Origin of the sequence: Phaeobacter sp. SYSU ZJ3003 (assembly GCF_041300735.1) — a bacterium.
Lineage (GTDB): Bacteria > Pseudomonadota > Alphaproteobacteria > Rhodobacterales > Rhodobacteraceae > Phycobacter > Phycobacter gallaeciensis_A.
Window position 1 is genome coordinate 1 of record NZ_PXNU01000019.1, and the last position, 16,519, is coordinate 16,519.

Annotated in this window: 16 protein-coding genes and 1 tRNA gene; 12 read left to right on the forward strand and 5 right to left on the reverse strand. The window is 61.0% G+C overall.

Going from position 1 to position 16,519, the window contains the following annotated elements; all coding sequences use genetic code 11:
• The first annotated feature begins 192 nt into the window (after nt 1-192).
• Nucleotides 193-684, forward strand: a complete 492-nt coding sequence (locus tag C6W91_RS08155; protein ID WP_370570718.1) for a hypothetical protein — start codon at nt 193-195, stop codon at nt 682-684.
• Nucleotides 685-887: 203 nt separating this feature from the next.
• Here the strand turns inward: C6W91_RS08155 and C6W91_RS08160 are convergent, their stop codons facing one another.
• Both C6W91_RS08160 and C6W91_RS08165 read right to left on the reverse strand, forming a co-directional pair.
• Nucleotides 888-1,496: a hypothetical protein gene (locus C6W91_RS08160; protein WP_370570719.1), complete on the reverse strand. Its 609-nt coding sequence runs from the start codon at nt 1,494-1,496 to the stop codon at nt 888-890.
• 170 nt (nt 1,497-1,666) lie between these two features.
• Nucleotides 1,667-1,751 (reverse strand) — tRNA-Leu (locus tag C6W91_RS08165).
• Between the two features lie 226 nt (nt 1,752-1,977).
• Here C6W91_RS08165 and C6W91_RS08170 point away from each other — a divergent pair.
• Nucleotides 1,978-2,511, forward strand: a complete 534-nt coding sequence (locus C6W91_RS08170) for a Hint domain-containing protein (RefSeq protein ID WP_370570720.1) — start codon at nt 1,978-1,980, stop codon at nt 2,509-2,511.
• Here C6W91_RS08170 and C6W91_RS08175 read toward each other — a convergent pair.
• A complete protein-coding gene (locus tag C6W91_RS08175) occupies nt 2,508-4,109 on the reverse strand; it encodes an NAD(P)H-hydrate dehydratase (RefSeq protein WP_370570721.1) in 1,602 nt (533 codons plus the stop codon). The genes C6W91_RS08170 and C6W91_RS08175 overlap by 4 nt on opposite strands.
• A 172-nt stretch (nt 4,110-4,281) precedes the next feature.
• Here C6W91_RS08175 and C6W91_RS08180 point away from each other — a divergent pair, with 172 nt between their 5' ends.
• From C6W91_RS08180 to C6W91_RS08205, 6 genes are all read left to right on the forward strand, one after another.
• Nucleotides 4,282-4,620, forward strand: coding sequence for a P-II family nitrogen regulator (locus tag C6W91_RS08180; protein WP_065270448.1), 339 nt, complete (start codon nt 4,282-4,284; stop codon nt 4,618-4,620).
• A gap of 93 nt (nt 4,621-4,713) precedes the next feature.
• Complete coding sequence (gene glnA, locus C6W91_RS08185) at nt 4,714-6,120, forward strand: type I glutamate--ammonia ligase (protein WP_065270449.1); 1,407 nt, start codon at nt 4,714-4,716, stop codon at nt 6,118-6,120.
• A gap of 193 nt (nt 6,121-6,313) precedes the next feature.
• On the forward strand, nt 6,314-7,495 hold the full coding sequence (locus C6W91_RS08190) for an ATP-binding protein (protein WP_370570722.1): 1,182 nt from the start codon (nt 6,314-6,316) through the stop codon (nt 7,493-7,495).
• Between the two features lie 124 nt (nt 7,496-7,619).
• Complete coding sequence (locus C6W91_RS08195) at nt 7,620-8,870, forward strand: Hsp70 family protein (RefSeq protein ID WP_274834380.1); 1,251 nt, start codon at nt 7,620-7,622, stop codon at nt 8,868-8,870.
• A gap of 99 nt (nt 8,871-8,969) precedes the next feature.
• Complete coding sequence (locus C6W91_RS08200; protein ID WP_370570723.1) at nt 8,970-9,767, forward strand: lytic transglycosylase domain-containing protein; 798 nt, start codon at nt 8,970-8,972, stop codon at nt 9,765-9,767.
• Between the two features lie 329 nt (nt 9,768-10,096).
• On the forward strand, nt 10,097-11,122 hold the full coding sequence (locus tag C6W91_RS08205; protein WP_370570724.1) for a hypothetical protein: 1,026 nt from the start codon (nt 10,097-10,099) through the stop codon (nt 11,120-11,122).
• Nucleotides 11,123-11,165: 43 nt separating this feature from the next.
• On the opposite strand, the gene C6W91_RS08210 is transcribed toward C6W91_RS08205, so the two are convergent.
• Both C6W91_RS08210 and C6W91_RS08215 read right to left on the reverse strand, forming a co-directional pair.
• Nucleotides 11,166-11,936 (reverse strand): DUF3445 domain-containing protein, encoded by a 771-nt coding sequence (locus C6W91_RS08210; RefSeq protein WP_370570725.1) that lies wholly within the window; start codon nt 11,934-11,936, stop codon nt 11,166-11,168.
• A 117-nt stretch (nt 11,937-12,053) separates the two neighbouring features.
• On the reverse strand, nt 12,054-12,602 hold the full coding sequence (locus tag C6W91_RS08215) for an NUDIX hydrolase (RefSeq protein WP_370570726.1): 549 nt from the start codon (nt 12,600-12,602) through the stop codon (nt 12,054-12,056).
• Between the two features lie 102 nt (nt 12,603-12,704).
• Between C6W91_RS08215 and C6W91_RS08220 the strand changes: the two genes are divergently transcribed.
• The 4 genes from C6W91_RS08220 to C6W91_RS08235 all read left to right on the forward strand — a co-directional run bounded on the left by C6W91_RS08220 (nt 12,705) and on the right by C6W91_RS08235 (nt 16,518).
• Complete coding sequence (locus C6W91_RS08220) at nt 12,705-13,925, forward strand: bifunctional alpha/beta hydrolase/OsmC family protein (RefSeq protein ID WP_065270456.1); 1,221 nt, start codon at nt 12,705-12,707, stop codon at nt 13,923-13,925.
• A 169-nt stretch (nt 13,926-14,094) separates the two neighbouring features.
• A complete protein-coding gene (locus C6W91_RS08225; RefSeq protein WP_347510069.1) occupies nt 14,095-14,352 on the forward strand; it encodes a DUF6455 family protein in 258 nt (85 codons plus the stop codon).
• Nucleotides 14,353-14,479: 127 nt separating this feature from the next.
• Entirely contained in the window at nt 14,480-15,784 is a 1,305-nt protein-coding gene (gene purB / locus C6W91_RS08230) for an adenylosuccinate lyase (protein ID WP_065270458.1), read from the forward strand.
• 185 nt (nt 15,785-15,969) lie between these two features.
• Nucleotides 15,970-16,518, forward strand: a complete 549-nt coding sequence (locus tag C6W91_RS08235; RefSeq protein ID WP_370570727.1) for a hypothetical protein — start codon at nt 15,970-15,972, stop codon at nt 16,516-16,518.
• The last annotated feature ends 1 nt before the right edge of the window (nt 16,519 follow it).

Consider the following 16,519-nt stretch of genomic DNA (forward strand, 5'->3'; position numbering starts at 1 on the left):
ATCGAAGGCGTCACATTCACCGACGGTGTCGCCCAGAGCGCCGCCGAAAACCGCGCCGCCTGATCAGGCCGCGTCACCCAAAATCCCGCATAGCTCGGCGGCGGCGCCCGGTTTGCGCTCAACTACAAACACATCGGTCGCAGCGGCATTCAGCGAATTTCCTGTGATCTGACACAGACCGACCTTCTGCAAATGGTGCTATTCGCCGAAGCGCTCAACCTGCGCAATCGCCTCGCCCCCCCGGCTGCATCAGATGTAGCAATCGATGGGTTGCAGGTCTCCTTTGTCCCGGCGCAGCGGGAGCTCATTCTTGAGCGGCAATCTGGCTACTCCCAAAAGACCGCCCGCATGCCGGTTGACGTCTTTCTCTCCGAAATGGCGGGCATGACCGACATTTGCCTTGCCCGCGCCGAGACGTCAAAGAATGGACCTGCCCTGAAGAGCATGCTGGCGGAGTGCAGACCGCCAGCAGAGTTCGAAAGGCTGTTGGAGTTAGACCTAGCTGATCTGGCTATGCACCAGCTGCGGGAGATTGCGCTGCTGATCCTTGCGCAGGACGCCGCCACCCGCGGCTCTGCGCTCGCCCGCAAGCTGCACGGAAAGAAATCACAGGATCAAGCGCGTGAGGCGGTCATCAGCCTTGTTTTGACGCTCGCCGCTGAATGTGTGCCCGGTTCCACCTAAAGAAGCCACCCCAAGGCGAACAGCCCGCTCTCGGCTCAGGCGCCGCCCAGCGTTTCTCTGCTCTGCGGCGCCATAACTCCAACGAGTAACACCGCCGCAAACAACCGCCGTATGCCGCGGTTAGGGTGAAAGGTCGATGCACCGCCGGAGTGTCGCGTCGCGGTGCACAACTGAAACGCCGACATATCCAGACTTGAGGAATTTCAAAAGGTATGGCAGCCGGGAACCTCCAACTGAGCGACCATCGGAAGTCGATAACAACAATGCCGCACACAGACCGTCTCCAAACCGATTGCTCGAAATGCGCAGCCCTTTGCTGTGTTGTACTGGCTTTCGACAAGGGCGAAGACTTTGCTTTCGACAAGAACCCTGGCGAACCTTGCAGGAATCTCTCGGGGCATCGCTGCAGCATCCACGAAAAGCTGACGCAGGAAGGCCTGAAGGGGTGCGTTGCCTATGATTGTCTGGGGGCCGGTAACCGCGTGATCCAAGACGTATTCGGGGGGCAGACTTGGCGAACCGAGCCGCGCCTGATGCGTGTGATGATGGAGGCTTTTCATGGTATGTGCGAGGTTCATAAGCGTATCGACCTGCTGCGTGCCGCCGGGACCCTCCCCCTGAAGCCACAGGACGAGCAGATCCGTTGCAGCTTCCTTGACCGCCTCGAGGATGACCACTGGAGCGGCCCCGACCTCCACGATTTCGAGGTCGGCCTGGCGCTTGAAATCGACATTTTCATGCACGGAGTTCAGCGAGAGTTTCCAACCTTTCTGCCCGAATCTCCTTAAACTTGGAACCTGCAACGTTTTCAAGAACTGCTTCGGCCGCGCGGGCCTACGTGGGTCAGGTTCGTTAGTCGGGATCTAGACGAAACAACAGGACGTCAACCAGCCGCCGCTACCGCCGCACAAAAAGGGCAACCCTCAATTCCCCCAGCGGTAGCCTGACAAAAGCGACTTGGACTTTTTATTTGAAATCAAAGTGGTGCGGGTGAAGGGACTTGAACCCCCACGCCTTGCGGCGCCAGAACCTAAATCTGGTGCGTCTACCAATTCCGCCACACCCGCACTGGCGCAGCACCTTCCGGCGCTGCGTGAGCCGCTGAATAGCAAAGCCCGCCGCAGGATGCGAGAGGAAATCGCACCGGAGCCACACTATTCGATTGCGGCACCAAAGACACATCTCAGCCACAGCTTCCCCCATAAGCGAAAAATTGCGCAGACGCGGGCGCGCCAAATGGCTAGTGTCTGAAAAAAACAAATAAAATGCTACTGAGGCAGAGCGAGAGACCCCATGAAACCGCACGCGAATCCGCCTGCGCAGCATATCGTTGCGCGCATCCTGCAAAGCCGCCGCGAGCAGACCGGCAGCCACGCGGCCCAAAGTTCCGTTACGCTGATTACCGGCACTCCGATCCAGACCCAAGACGGCGCTTTGGCCGTTGAGACTCTGACAGCCGGGGATCAGTTGATTACACGGACGCAGGGCCTCACTCCGCTGAACAAGATTCGCAAATCCCGCGCCATGATGCATGCGGTCCGCTTCACAGCCGGATCGCTTGGGCACACTCAGCCGGGCGGAGATTTGCTGCTGCCGCTGAACCAGCAGGTTCTGATCCGAGACTGGCGCGCCAAGGCGATGTTCGGACAGCCCCAGGCCGTTGTGCCTGCGTTCGAACTGATCGATGAGGAGTTCATCCGCGACGAAGGCATGCAGATGTTGGAACTCTGCTCCCTGACCTTTGACCGCCCCCATGTGATCTACGCGGGCGGCATGGAGATCGCCACCTCCCGCGCGGCAGGCGACAATCTGCGCCCTGCGGCTTAAAACCCTAGCTTGCGAAATACGGCTGGGATCTGCTCTGGCAGGTCCTCGGCGATCAGTCCGGGGCCGAATTCCAACGCGCAGTCCACATGCAGCCAGGCGGCACTCTCGGCGGCCTGCATCGGGGCAAAGCCTCGCGCCAAAAGGCCGGTGATGAAGCCCGCGAGCACATCCCCCGACCCGGCGGTCGCCAGCCAGGGCGCTGCGCGATCATAATGGGCGGAATTCACCGAGCAGCGCCCATTCGGCGCGGCGATAACCGTATCGGCGCCCTTGAACAGCACCACGCATCCTGCCCGCGCGGCGGCCTCGCGCGTGGCGTCCACCTTGGAATAGGCCGGGCCTTTGGTGGCGGGCGCATTCAGTTTCGCGGCAACATCCGGGAACAGCCGCGCAAATTCGCCGCCATGGGGCGTCAGCACGCAGTTTTCATGCAACATGGAAAAGAGCTCTTCCGGCGCCTCGCCAAAGGCTGAGAGCGCATCGGCATCCAGCACCGTGGCCCGTTTGGCCACCAGGGCCGCAGGCACAAGATCCCGCGCGCGATCAAGGCCCATTCCGGGGCCAAGGCAGAGCGCATTGAGGCGGCTATCCTCCAGCACCTGAGCCAGAGCCTCAGCATCTACCACCCGTTGCAGCATCAAAGCGGTGATCTGGCAGGCGACCTCCTGCTGGGCACTTGGCGGCACGCCAAGCGTCACCAGCCCCGCCCCGATCCGCAGCGCGCCCCGCGCCGACAGCCGCGCGGCCCCCGTCTTACCCGCCCCCCCCGTCAGGATCAGTGCGTGGCCGTGGGAGAATTTGTGGCCGGAGCCTTTGCCAACCAAGGATGGACTGGCCAGTTGTACAATATCTCCCGGCGGGACCGCCGGGCAGCCCCCGACCGCCCCTATGGGCGGGGGCTTCACCCCCACCCGCGGACGGGGGATGCCCTTGAGGCCAATGTCCTTGACCACGAGTTTCCCACAAAGCTCTGATCCGCCTCCAAGGAAATGACCCAGTTTTTGCTGATGGAATGTGACCGTTAGGTCCGCTCCAATAGCAGCACCAAGCGTCTGCCCACTATCTGAGCAGACACCACTGGGAAGGTCGACCCCAACGACCCGCACACCGTTTTCCGCCAATAGAGATCGTGCTGTTGAAAAGATAGTGAACAGACCCTTTAACGGTCGCGTTAGGCCAGTTCCAAACAGCGCATCAACGAGAAGATCAAACCGATCAGGCGTTCTTAGGCTGTCATCCAGCAGCGGCGGAGGATCGATGGCCCGTACCGTCACATCTCCCATCTCCGACCATCGCTCATAACTCGCCTTTGCATCGGGAGGTAGCCTGTTCGGCTCGCCGTAGAGGAACACCTCCACCTCCCAGCCGCGTTCCTTCAACAGCCGTGCAACCACAAAACCGTCGCCACCATTATTGCCAGGGCCACACAGGACCAGTGCACGGTATCCATCGTGTTCAATTTCAGGCCATTCCTCGAAAATCGCCTCCACGACGCCCTGCCCGGCCCGCTCCATCAGCTCAAGGCCCGTGACCTCGCCTGACTCGATTGCGGCCTGTTCGATGGCGCGCATCTGGGCAGCTGTCAGCAGTTCGGTCATTCTCCAGGCTCCCGCGATTCAATTCTGATTATTTTTTGTGCGCAGTGATTATTTTTTAAACACCCGCGCCCATTTTGCAGGCTGATTTTCCGGCATCTTTGGCGGCATCCATTGTCGCCAGCATTTAGAAATGATCTAACCAGCTTCGACAAGGTTGTGAGGAGCCCACGAGATGAAAAAGATCGAAGCCATCATCAAACCGTTCAAACTGGACGAGGTGAAAGAGGCGCTGCAGGACGTCGGTGTACAGGGCCTGTCCGTGATCGAGGTTAAGGGCTTTGGTCGCCAGAAGGGGCACACGGAACTTTATCGCGGCGCCGAATACGTCGTCGATTTTCTGCCCAAGGTGAAAATCGAGGTGGTTCTTGACGACGATCAGGTGGACGGCGCGATCGAATCCATCGTGAACGCGGCAAAGACAGACAAGATCGGCGACGGCAAGATCTTCGTCAGCCCGGTCGAGCAGGCCATCCGCATCCGGACCGGCGAAACCGGCCCCGACGCACTTTAATACCAGATATCGCCAGCGCGCCGAGATTGCCAAAGGCAGCGTAGCGGGTTGGCGCAGCAACACACGAATTTTCTTACGGAGAGGAAAGCACCAATGAGCAAGGACGCAGTTCTGAAGCTGATCAAGGACGAGGAAGTCGCCTATGTCGACATCCGGTTCACCGACGTACGTGGTAAACTGCAGCACGTCACCGTAGACGTGGACATGGTCGACGAGGATTTCCTCGAAGAAGGCTTCATGTTCGATGGCTCCTCCATCGCGGGCTGGAAATCGATCGAAGCTTCGGACATGAAGCTGATCCCCGACACCGAGAGCGCCTATATCGACCCGTTCTACGCGGAAAAAACTATCTGCATCCACTGCTCGGTTGTTGAGCCCGACACCGGCGAAGCCTACGAGCGTGACCCGCGCGGCACCGCACAGAAGGCCGAAGCCTACCTGAAGTCCAGCGGCATCGGCGATGCGGCGTTCATGGGCCCGGAAGCGGAATTCTTCCTGTTCGACGATGTGCGCTTCTCCAACTCGATCAACAAGGTGTCCTATGAAGTCGACGCGACCGACGCGTCCTGGAACACCGATGCCGAGTATGAAGTTGGCAACATGGGCCACCGTCCCGGCGTGAAGGGCGGCTACTTCCCGGTCAACCCCGTCGACGAAGCACAGGACCTGCGTTCCGAGATGCTGTCGACCATGAAGCGTCTGGGCATGAAGGTGGACAAACACCACCACGAGGTTGCCTCCTGCCAGCACGAACTGGGCCTGATCTTCGACAGCCTGACCAAACAGGCGGACGAGCTGCAGAAATACAAATACGTGATCCACAACGTCGCGCACGCCTACGGCAAATCGGCAACCTTCATGCCGAAACCGATCGCAGGCGACAACGGCACCGGCATGCACGTGAACATGTCCATCTGGAAAGACGGCAAGCCGCTCTTTGCTGGTGACAAATATGCGGACCTGTCCGACGAAGCCCTGTGGTTCATCGGCGGCATCCTGAAGCACGCGAAAACGCTGAACGCCTTCACCAACCCGTCCACCAACTCCTACAAGCGTCTGATCCCCGGCTTCGAAGCTCCGGTTCTGCGCGCCTACTCCGCCCGTAACCGTTCCGGCTGCGTGCGTATTCCGTGGACCGAAAGCCCGAAAGCCAAGCGCGTCGAGGCCCGCTTCCCCGATCCGGCCGCAAACCCCTACCTGGCGTTTGCAGCCCTGCTGATGGCCGGCCTGGACGGCATCAAGAACAAGATCGATCCCGGCGAAGCCATGGACAAGAACCTTTATGATCTGCCCGCCGAAGAGCTGGCCGACATTCCGACCGTCTGCGGCTCCCTGCGCGAAGCGCTGGAATGCCTGGCGGCCGACCACGAGTTCCTGCTGCAGGGCGATGTGTTCACCAAAGACCAGATTGAGGGCTACATTGCGCTCAAGATGGAAGAGGTCGAAACCTACGAGCACACCCCGCACCCGGTTGAGTACGGCATGTACTACAGCTGCTAATAGCTGCGGCAGTCGAAACCATGAAAGAGCGCCCATCGGGCGCTCTTTTTCATTCACAGGTCCGGTCTTCACTGGACCAACCAGTGGCAGTCTTCAGATATGGAGCGGTGTGGGCGCTTCAGAAAAGGTTAAGCTCTGCCACCATAATGTCGTAGGGTGCGACATGAGTTTCTCAGAATAGCGAGCGTTCATAATGCAGAAATTCAGCCTCAGGGATCTTGAGCTGATCGACGGCCCGCCCCACCCGGAATTCGACAACCTGACCCGGTTGGCACAACGCACCATTGGCGCCCCGGTGGCTCTGCTCTCCACCATCGACAGCGACGCAGAACGTCAATTCTTCATCAGTCAGACCGGGCTTAGCGGCCCGGCGGCAGAGGATCGGCACGCGCCTCTGTCTCATTCCTTTTGCCAGCACGTGATCCAAAAGGATGCCCCCGTGACTGTTGAAGATGCCCCCAACCCTCCACCGGATCTGGGCACGGGTATTGCCCCGGGGCTTGGCATTGGTTCCTATCTTGGCGTGCCGGTTTATCGACCCGGCGGTGTACCCGCTGCGGTGCTGGCGGTAATCGATGACAAACCGCGCGCCTGGACTGAGGTGGACATATCCCTGCTGCGGCAACTGGCCTTTTGCGCCACCGATGCGATCCGGACGCGGGCAACCCTGCTTGAAATGGCACATATCAACCGGGAGAGGCGCGAATTCACTTATGCGGTTTCGCATGATCTGAAATCGCCAGCCAATACGCTCAACCTGCTGCTGCAGGAGCTGGATGCCGAACGCGACCGGCTGAGCGAGGACGGAATTTTCCTGCTGGAGCAAAGCCAGAAGACCGCAGCCCGCATGATGCGGCAGATGAATGACATTCTGGAATACTCCCGCGTGGTTGGCGCCCGCATCCAAAAGCGGGACATCGATCTCAACACGCTGGTGGGCGAGCTGGTGCAGGATCTGCAAGGCGAGATCCTGCATGCCGGGGCCACCGTCGACATTGGCCCCCTGCCGGTGGTGACTGGCAACCGAATGCAATTGCGCTGCCTATTTCAGAACCTGATCACCAATGGCATCACCTTCCGCTCAGGCGCGCGCAAACCCATCGTCTCCATTACGTCCGTTTCCGGGGCCAACAAGGGGCAGGAACGCATCGACGTCACCGACAATGGCGCTGGGATCTCAACCTCAGATCAGCAGCAGATTTTTCAGCTGTTCAAGAAGCTGCACAACCCGAATGAATACGATGGCACCGGCATCGGACTGACACTCAGCCGCCGGATCTGTTCCAACCACAATGGCCTGCTGGAAGTGTCCTCTGAGGTCGGACAAGGCTCCACCTTTCGGGTTACCCTACCAAGCGGATCCTCTGCGAACTGAACCGATCAACCGCGTTCGGCCATCGCTGTGGATGACAAAGGCAAATGCGCGGGGCAGTCATTCTTGAACCCCGCCCGTTCTGCCTGTAAAGCCGTCGCTCCCCGGACCCGCAGGAGACAGGCCAATGACCGCCCCCATGACTTTAGGCATCGATTTTGGCACCTCCAATTCGGCGGCAGGTGTGGCGGCGGGCGGGCGCCCCTGGCTGATTGAACTGGAACCGGGCGAACAGACCCTTCCCACTGCCGTTTTCTTTGATCCCGACAGCGGCAAGATGCGCATAGGACGCAGCGCCACCCGGGCGCTGATTTCCGGCGACGAGGGCCGCTTCATGCGCGCCCTCAAAAGCCTCCTTGGAACGCCCCTGCTGCACGAGGAACGTCGCCTTGGCGGGCAGCGAATGACCCTTTCGGCGGTAGTCACCCAGTTTCTGGCCGAGGTCAAAGCCCGCGCCGAGGCGCAGACCCACATGACATTCACCCATGCCCTGTCGGGCCGTCCGGTGCGGTTTCACAGCCGCGATGAGGCCCGCAATGCCCAGGCCGAAGACGACCTCCGTGCCTGCTACCTGGCTGCCGGATTTCAGGACGTGCGCTTCATGCTGGAGCCCGAAGCGGCGCTGCGCGCAACCGAGGCCCGCTCGGGGCTGGGGCTGATTGTCGATATCGGTGGGGGCACTTCGGACTTTACCGCCTTCCGGCAGGACGCTGACGGCACCACTGATATTCTGGCCTCCTACGGGATTCGTCTGGGCGGCACCGATTTCGACCAGAAGATCAGCCTAGCCCGTGTTATGCCGCTTCTGGGGCGTGGTAGCAGCATCCGCAACAGTTTCGGCAGCGGCACCCTGCCCGCGCCGAACCGGATCTACAACGATCTGTCCAGCTGGCAGATGATCCCGTTTCTTTATACGCCCGAGCACCGCCGCGCCGCACGTGACCTCCAGCAACAGGCGAGCGAGCCGGACAGGCTGGCGCGCCTCGTTAGCACGCTGGAGGATGAACTGGGCCACGACATCGCCTTTGCGGTGGAGCGCGGCAAGATCGCAGCCAACCAACCGCAGGACGCCGACGCACAGATCGATCTCAAGGTTCTGGAGCGCGGCCTGCAGGCCTCTCTTTCTGGCGATGACATCTCGGCCCTACTGGAGGCACAGATGCAGGAACTGGCCGAAACCGCCGCAGAGACACTGAAACTGGCAGGCACTGCTCCGGAAGAGGTTAACCGCATCGTTCTGGTTGGGGGCTCGGCGCTGCTGGGCTGTCTGCAGCAGGAAATTCAGCAGCTTTGCCCCGGCGCGACGGTGGAAAACCGTCATGCGCTGACGGCCGTGGCTGACGGATTGGCCATCGCCGCCGCCGAGGCCTTTGCCTGAGAGCAACACCAGCGCCGAAACGCGCCATATGTCCGTATATTTTCTGCGCGAGAGCGGTAGGCTGGAGGCATCCAGTTCCAGTTTCCGAAGGTTTCCGCCATGCGTATTTTGCCAGTTCTTTGCCTGACCCTGACCTCTTTGCTGCCGGTCGCCTCTGTGGCCGCCTCCTGTGGCAACACCTCTGCGGGCTTTGCCAGCTGGAAGGCAGAGTTTGCCGCCGAGGCCAAGCGCGCGGGCGTCAAGCGCAAGGGGCTGAAGGCATTGGCACAGGCACAATACGCCAGCCGCACCATCGCCGCCGACCGAAACCAGAAAAGCTTTCGTTACAGCCTGGAAAAATTCATGCAGCTGCGTGGATCAGCCACGATTGTTGCGCAGGGCCGCAAACGCAAGGCCCGCAATCCGGAATTCTATGCGGCGCTGGAAAAGAAATACGGCGTGCCCGCAGGTGTCCTGATCGCCATTCATGGTATGGAAACCGCCTTTGGCCATTTCATGGGCGACAGCCAGGTGGTCTCTGCCATCGTGACCCTGACCTACGATTGCCGCCGCTCTGATTTCTTCCGGCCCCATGCTATCGGCGCGCTGAAGCTGGTGGATCAGGGCGCGATCACCCCCGCGACACTCGGCGCCAAACATGGCGAGCTCGGCCATACGCAATTCCTGCCCGGAAATGCGCTGACCTATGGCGTGGACTGGACCCGCGACGGGCGCGTTGATTTCTATGATCAACAGGATGCGTTGGCTTCGACCGCGAATTACCTGCGCAAGAAAGGCTGGAAACGCGGCAAGGGCTACCAGCCGGGGCAGCCGAACTACAAAGTCCTGAAACAATGGAATGCGGCAACCGTTTATCAGCAATCGCTGGCCATCATGGGGCAGCAGATCGACGGCTGAATCTCGGGCTTGGCGCGCGGCCGCGGATTGCTGGCAAGGGCGCCGACTGAGTCCATTCCCCCATACTGCGAACAGTCCATTCATTTGCCGTGCATTGTAATCACTATGGCATCAACATGGCCGCAGAGCGCCCGGTTTCAGCCACATTCGGCGGGGGCTTGTGCCAAACACGACTGACATCACATTGTTTTTATTCGAATAAAAATTTAGCGACCTGCCCTGGCGGGATTTTTAACCCCACCCCTCAGAACCTGTTCGGATGCCTCACTTTGTGCCTTTTCCCTTTGTAATCTTGGGTTAACGGCACCCCGAACGAAGGAGGCTTGAGAATGACACAGGTAGAACAGTTCAAAGGCAGGCTCGGTTTCAAGACCCGCAGCAACCGGCTCCTCAACAAGGGGCTGATCCAGGCGGTCGACATGCTTGAGGAATACGGCCACCCGATGGCGCAGATCAACACTCGGGCGGCAAACCGGGTCGAGATGGAAGGCGATCAGTACCGGGTTATCCTGCGGCTGCGGCGCCTACCGCTGCGGCTTGGCATGCATGTCCCGGCGGGCCTTTCTGCTCCGGCAATCTTCCTTGAGGTCACCATGGAGCGCCTCTACCCCAGCGGCAGCGATAGCGAGATCACCGAGATCCTGCTCGCGGTACTCCTGCGCCGTCTGGCCGAAACGCTATCGCCCACGGTGGTGTTCTGGCAGGACGCGCCCAAGGCGATGACCTGCGACGCTTTTCTCGGCGTCTTCAACCTGCATCACGCGGAAGACATGGCAGATACGGCAGAGGCGCAGGCCACGGCCGAAAGGACGCCGGGCTCCCTGCTCAGCCGCCCGGCGTCCGACAATATCCACCCACGTAGTGCCTTACCGCGGCGCCGCTCCGCCCGGGCTGCCCTGCCCGCGCCCTCCCCGTTCAAACCGACCGGCAAATCGCGGACCTCGGCAAAACTGTTTGCCCCCCGCAGCGGCGCAAACCAGGCGCCCGTGGCCGGGAAGCCGCGCGGACGTTCCTGTTTCGCGCCGGTGGATGCGATGGCAGATGATTTGGACCAACAATGCGCCCGCCACGTGCGCACCGATCCAGCACACGCCGATCAGGTCGTGGATCTTTCAGGCCTAAAACCCGCTCAAGGCGGTGCGCGGGCGCAAGGCATCGTGACATGGGCTGCCACCGGACTGGTTGCGATGCTGTCGGCGCCCGCTGCCCTGCTGCTTTTGCTGGTTGAATTGCTCAGGGGCTCCCAGCTGACCCCGCGCAGGCAAGCCCTGAGCCTTGGTGTCTTTCTGGCCCTGTTGCAAAGTACGGAAATGGTTCAAGCCGCAGCAAAGGTCCTGAAGCTGCCAACCCCCTGAACTCCGGAGCCCCCGGACCAGAGGGCGCCTTGCCGGATGCAGCCTATACGGTCTCGATATCCTGCTCGTCCTGCTGCCATTGGCGCAGGACGTCGGCGCGGCTCAGCACGAAGGTGTGGATCGAAAAGACAACCGCGCGGGTGCGAGGCAGACGCAGAATGCTCTGCGTTTCGCTGCGCATGAACCCGGCTTGTTCGCTGCGCGGCTGTTCGCGCGGCGCATCGGCGCTGCGGGGCTGGTGCAGCATCGGATCGTGATACCACAGCGCATTGAACCGCCACAGCGGGCGATCCACCTGCACGCCGTCAAACAGCCGCTGCACCCGGGCCGCAATATTGGCGTCATAGCTATCGACCGGCACGTGAATGGCAATCAACGGACGCATGAATTTTTCAGACAATGTCCAGCTTGCCGGGAAACACAGAACCGCGCCGGTTAGCACGTGCTCCGCCGCGCCTTCGGGTTTCTCCAGAATGCAGAAATCCTGCTGGGTGACCCGGCCAAGGGTTCCCAGGGGATCCTGCCAATCGATCTCTACCGTCACCCCATCGGGGCGTTGCACGTGCCCCTTTGCGCCGGGATAAAGATGCGCCAGTACCCGCTCGAGCAATTCTTCGGCAGCGGGACGGCCGCCCTCATCCAGCATCAGGACCTTGTCCCGGGCCGTGTCCAGCAGGCGCTCACGCTCCGCCATCTGCGCGGCAAAGGCATCATCCGAACGCAGCCAATCGGCCACCGGCAAAGGTTTGATCCCCGGCAGACGTTGCGAGGCAAGCGGGTTGTACGGGATCTGTGTCTGTAGAATCGCTGTCATGTCACGGTGCTAGCATAAATTTGATCAAAAGGAGGAGGCCCTGTGTCCCGTTCAGCCAAAAACCACTAATAAATCACGCGACCCACCGTCGCCGAGGCAGGTTTAGACGCACTGCCGTCAGCAGGCACTGGCCCCGCGCAGAAATCCCGGCAGTTTCTCACGCACTACCAGCACACTAGGCGCTGTTGTTCGCTCTTCCAGCCGGTCCACAGGTACCCACTCCAGCGCGTGGGATTCGTGGCTGACCTGAATTTTCCCCGCCGCAGCGCGGAACAGGAAACGCACGTCATAGTGCAGATGTGCGCATTCTTTGGGCGATGCCGGAATTTCATGAATATCGACGTCAAACACCTGCGGCGACAACATCTCAAGCCGGGAAAGGCCACTTTCCTCATAGGCTTCCTTTTGGGCCACAAAGGGCGCATCGGCAATCCCGTCGCAATGGCCGCCGAGCTGCAGCCAGCGGTCCAGTTTTGCGTGGTGGGTCAACAGGACAGACGACATATCCGCAGAGAGAACAAAGGCCGAAGCGGTAACGTGCCCGGTGGCCGGATCGCGACCAAAGGCGCGGGGTTCTGACGCACAGAACCGGCCAAGACGGAACCACATGTCATGGTCGCGTACTGTTACAGGGCTGTACCCTCCGATGCCGATGATGTGCTCCATGGTCTCGCCCCTTCACCTTCACGTGTTATTTTCGGCCCGCGCCTTGCCGAACCCCGCCTGCTGCCGCACCTTAGGATCGAGAAAACCAAAGGCCAATCTTCCATGCCCACAGAACGCATCACGTTTCCCGGACACGCCGGGACCGCGCTAGCGGCGCGCCTCGACCTGCCCGAGGGGCCTGTCCTTGCCACCGCCCTGTTCGCACATTGCTTTACCTGCTCCAAGGACATCCCGGCCGCCCGGCGCATCGCGGGGCGTCTGGCCTCGATGGGTATTGCGGTTCTGCGCTTTGACTTTACCGGTCTTGGACATTCGGATGGGGAGTTCGAGAACACCAGCTTCTCCTCCAATGTCTCGGACCTGATTGCCGCCGCGCAGTATCTGGCGGGGCGCGATATGGCGCCGCAGCTGCTGATCGGGCATTCGCTGGGCGGCGCCGCGGTTCTGCGCGCCCGCGCGGGCATTCCTTCGGTGCGCGGTGTGGTGACCCTCGGCGCGCCTTATGATCCCGAACATGTGGCCCACAACTTTGGCTCCCAGCTGACCGAGATCGAAGCGGTCGGCGCCGCCGAGGTCTGCCTTGGCGGGCGTCCCTTCACCATTCGCCGCCAGTTTCTTGACGATATCCGCGCCAGCGCCTTGGGCCCCTGCATTGCAGGTCTGGATGCGGCCCTTCTGGTGATGCATGCCCCACGCGATGAAACCGTCGGGATCGACAACGCGGCCGAGATCTTTGCCGCCGCCAAACACCCCAAGAGCTTTGTCACGCTGGATGACGCGGACCATCTGATTTCCCGCGCGCAAGATGCCGAATACGCCGCCGAGGTAATTGCCGCCTGGGCCGGGCGCTACGTGGAGATGACACCGCCCGCCCCGCCCCCCGGCGCGCCCGAGGGGATCGTGCGGGTTGCCGAAGCCGATCCCGAAGGCTTCCTGCAGGACATTCAGTCCGGCCCCCATCACCACGCGCTGGCCGATGAACCGCTGGCCTATGGCGGCACCAATCGGGGCATGTCCCCCTATGGTTTCGTCGCAGCGGGGCTTGGCGCCTGCACCTCGATGACCATCCGGATGTATGCCCGGCGCAAGGAATGGCCGCTTGACAGCGTTTCGGTCGATGTGTGCCACGACAAGGTGCACGCGCAGGATGCTGCCCCGGCGGGTCCGGCCAAGATCGATCAATTCACCCGGAAAATCAGCCTCTGCGGCACCCTGACACCGGATCAGCGCGCAAGGCTGCTGGAGATCGCCGACAAATGCCCGGTGCATCGCACATTGGAAAGCGGTGCCCGGGTGATCACGGTAGACATTTCGCCTCACTAAGTTCAGCGCTGCTGAGCGTAATCCATATACGATACGGACAGGCGGCTTTTTCGCCGCCCGTCCGCGCAATTCCTGCGCCGATTGATCGATATCAAGGCCCGCCCTTCGTTCTTAGCCATGATCGCCTGCAATGCATTCGCACCCTTATTGGCACGACAGGAGACGCAACATGGGACTGGTGAAGAAACTGGAGCAAAGCTCGGACCTCGTGAACGGCATGGCCGACCGGCTGGGCATCGACATGGGCGAGATCATTGCCCGCGACCCCGAACACGAAGGCCCCAAGCTGATGCGCGCCATCATGCGCTGCAGCCATTGCGACGATCAGGCAGGCTGCACCCAGTTGCAGGCGGATCAGGACCATCTGGACGCGGCCCCGGCCTATTGCCGCAACAAGGACGTCTTTGACCGCATCAGCCAGGGCTAACCCCCGCTAGGCCCCTTCGGGAGGCGGACAATACGTCCCGCCCCCGCCGTGGCGGCTTGTTCCTTTGGGCAGGGCGGTCTATGACGCGGCGCAAGTGTTCCCGCAATTGCGAAAGGTGTTTCCGCCGATGATCCCCCGTTATGCCCGCCCCGACATGGTCGCCATCTGGTCCCCCGAGACCAAATTCCGCATCTGGTACGAGATCGAGGCGCACGCCTGTGACGCGATGGCCGATCTGGGCGTTATCCCGCGCGAAAACGCCGACGCCGTGTGGAAGGCCAAGGACGTGGAATTCGACGTCGCCCGCATCGACGAAATCGAAGCCGTCACCAAACACGACGTCATCGCCTTCCTGACCCACCTTGCAGAGCACGTGGGCAGCGAAGAAGCGCGTTTCGTACACCAGGGCATGACCTCATCAGACGTGCTGGACACCTGCCTCAACGTGCAACTGGTGCGCGCTGCCGACATCCTGCTTGCCGATATGGACAACCTGCTGGCCGCGCTGAAAAAGCGCGCGATGGAGCACAAGAACACCGTGCGCGTCGGCCGTAGCCACGGCATCCACGCCGAACCCACAACCATGGGGCTGACCTTTGCCCGTTTCTATGCCGAGATGGACCGAAACAAGGCGCGCCTGCAGCAGGCCCGCGAAGAGATCGCCACCGGCGCGATTTCCGGCGCGGTCGGCACCTTTGCCAATATCGACCCGGCAGTGGAAGAGCACGTCTGCGAGAAACTGGGCCTCAAGCCCGAACCGATTTCGACCCAGGTCATCCCGCGCGACCGCCACGCGATGTTCTTTGCCACGCTGGGCGTCATCGCATCCTCGATCGAGAATGTCGCCATCGAGATCCGCCACATGCAGCGGACCGAAGTTCTGGAAGGCGCGGAATTCTTCTCGATGGGCCAGAAAGGCTCCTCGGCGATGCCGCACAAGAAGAACCCTGTGCTGACCGAGAACCTCACAGGTCTCGCGCGCCTGGTCCGCATGACCGTGATCCCGGCGATGGAGAACGTGGCGCTGTGGCACGAGCGCGACATCTCGCACTCCTCGGTCGAACGCGGCATCGGCCCGGACGCTACCGTGACGCTGGACTTTGCCCTGAACCGCCTGACCGGCGTCATCGACAAGATGCTGATCTTCCCCGAGAACATGCTGGAAAACATGAACAAGTTCCCGGGCCTGGTGATGTCGCAGCGGGTGCTGCTGGCGCTGACGCAAGCGGGCGTGTCCCGCGAAGACGCCTATTCCATGGTGCAGCGCAACGCGCTGAAGGTCTGGGAAGAGCGCCTTGATTTCCAGGAATTGCTGCTTGCAGACCCCGAGGTTGTTGCTGCTCTCGGCGAAGATGGCATCAAGGAAAAATTCGACATGGGTTATCACACCAAACATGTCGACACGATCTTCAAACGGGTGTTCGGCGCCTGAACCGCCTTCCCGTCTTCCTGATGACGACGCCCTGCCAAATGGCGGGGCGTTTTTTCATTTACGCACCCGCCACTGGGCAAATATTCGCCAGAGAGTACCGGAAGCTCCCTTATCCTGGGAATTCCCCTCCCCTGCCCCGGTAAATCAGGCTAGATTCCCTCCATAACCCGTAATGAGGATCCCCAATGCGTGCCATCGTTCTTGCAACCGTGATGTCCCTGCCCGCGATGTCACTTTCCGGGGCAGCCTTTGCCGCTGGCGACAATACCTTCACGGCTCCGACCACCACGCAAACCACCAAGGAATGTACCGGAGCGCAGGTCTGGGACGAAAAAAAACGCAAATGCGTAGACGCCAAAGATTCGGCGCTGGATGCCGATACGCTGTATGACGCGGTGCGTGAACTGGCCTATGCGGGCCGACTGAAAGACGCGCAAATGGTTCTGGCCGCGATGCCGGATCAAAGCGAAGGTCGGGTCCTGACCTACTGGGGCTTCACCGCCCGTAAGCTCGGCCAGCCAGGTGAGGCCAACGCCTATTACCAGCGCGCCATTGCTACCGATCCCGACAACCTTCTGGCCCGCTCCTATATGGGACAAGGCTTTGTCGAGGAAGGAAAACTGGGGCTGGCCCTGGCACAGTGGAAGGAAATCCGTGCGCGTGGCGGCACTGGCAGCTGGCCTGAGGTCTCGCTCTACAAGGCGCTGCAGAGCGGACAAACCTCAAGCTATTGAG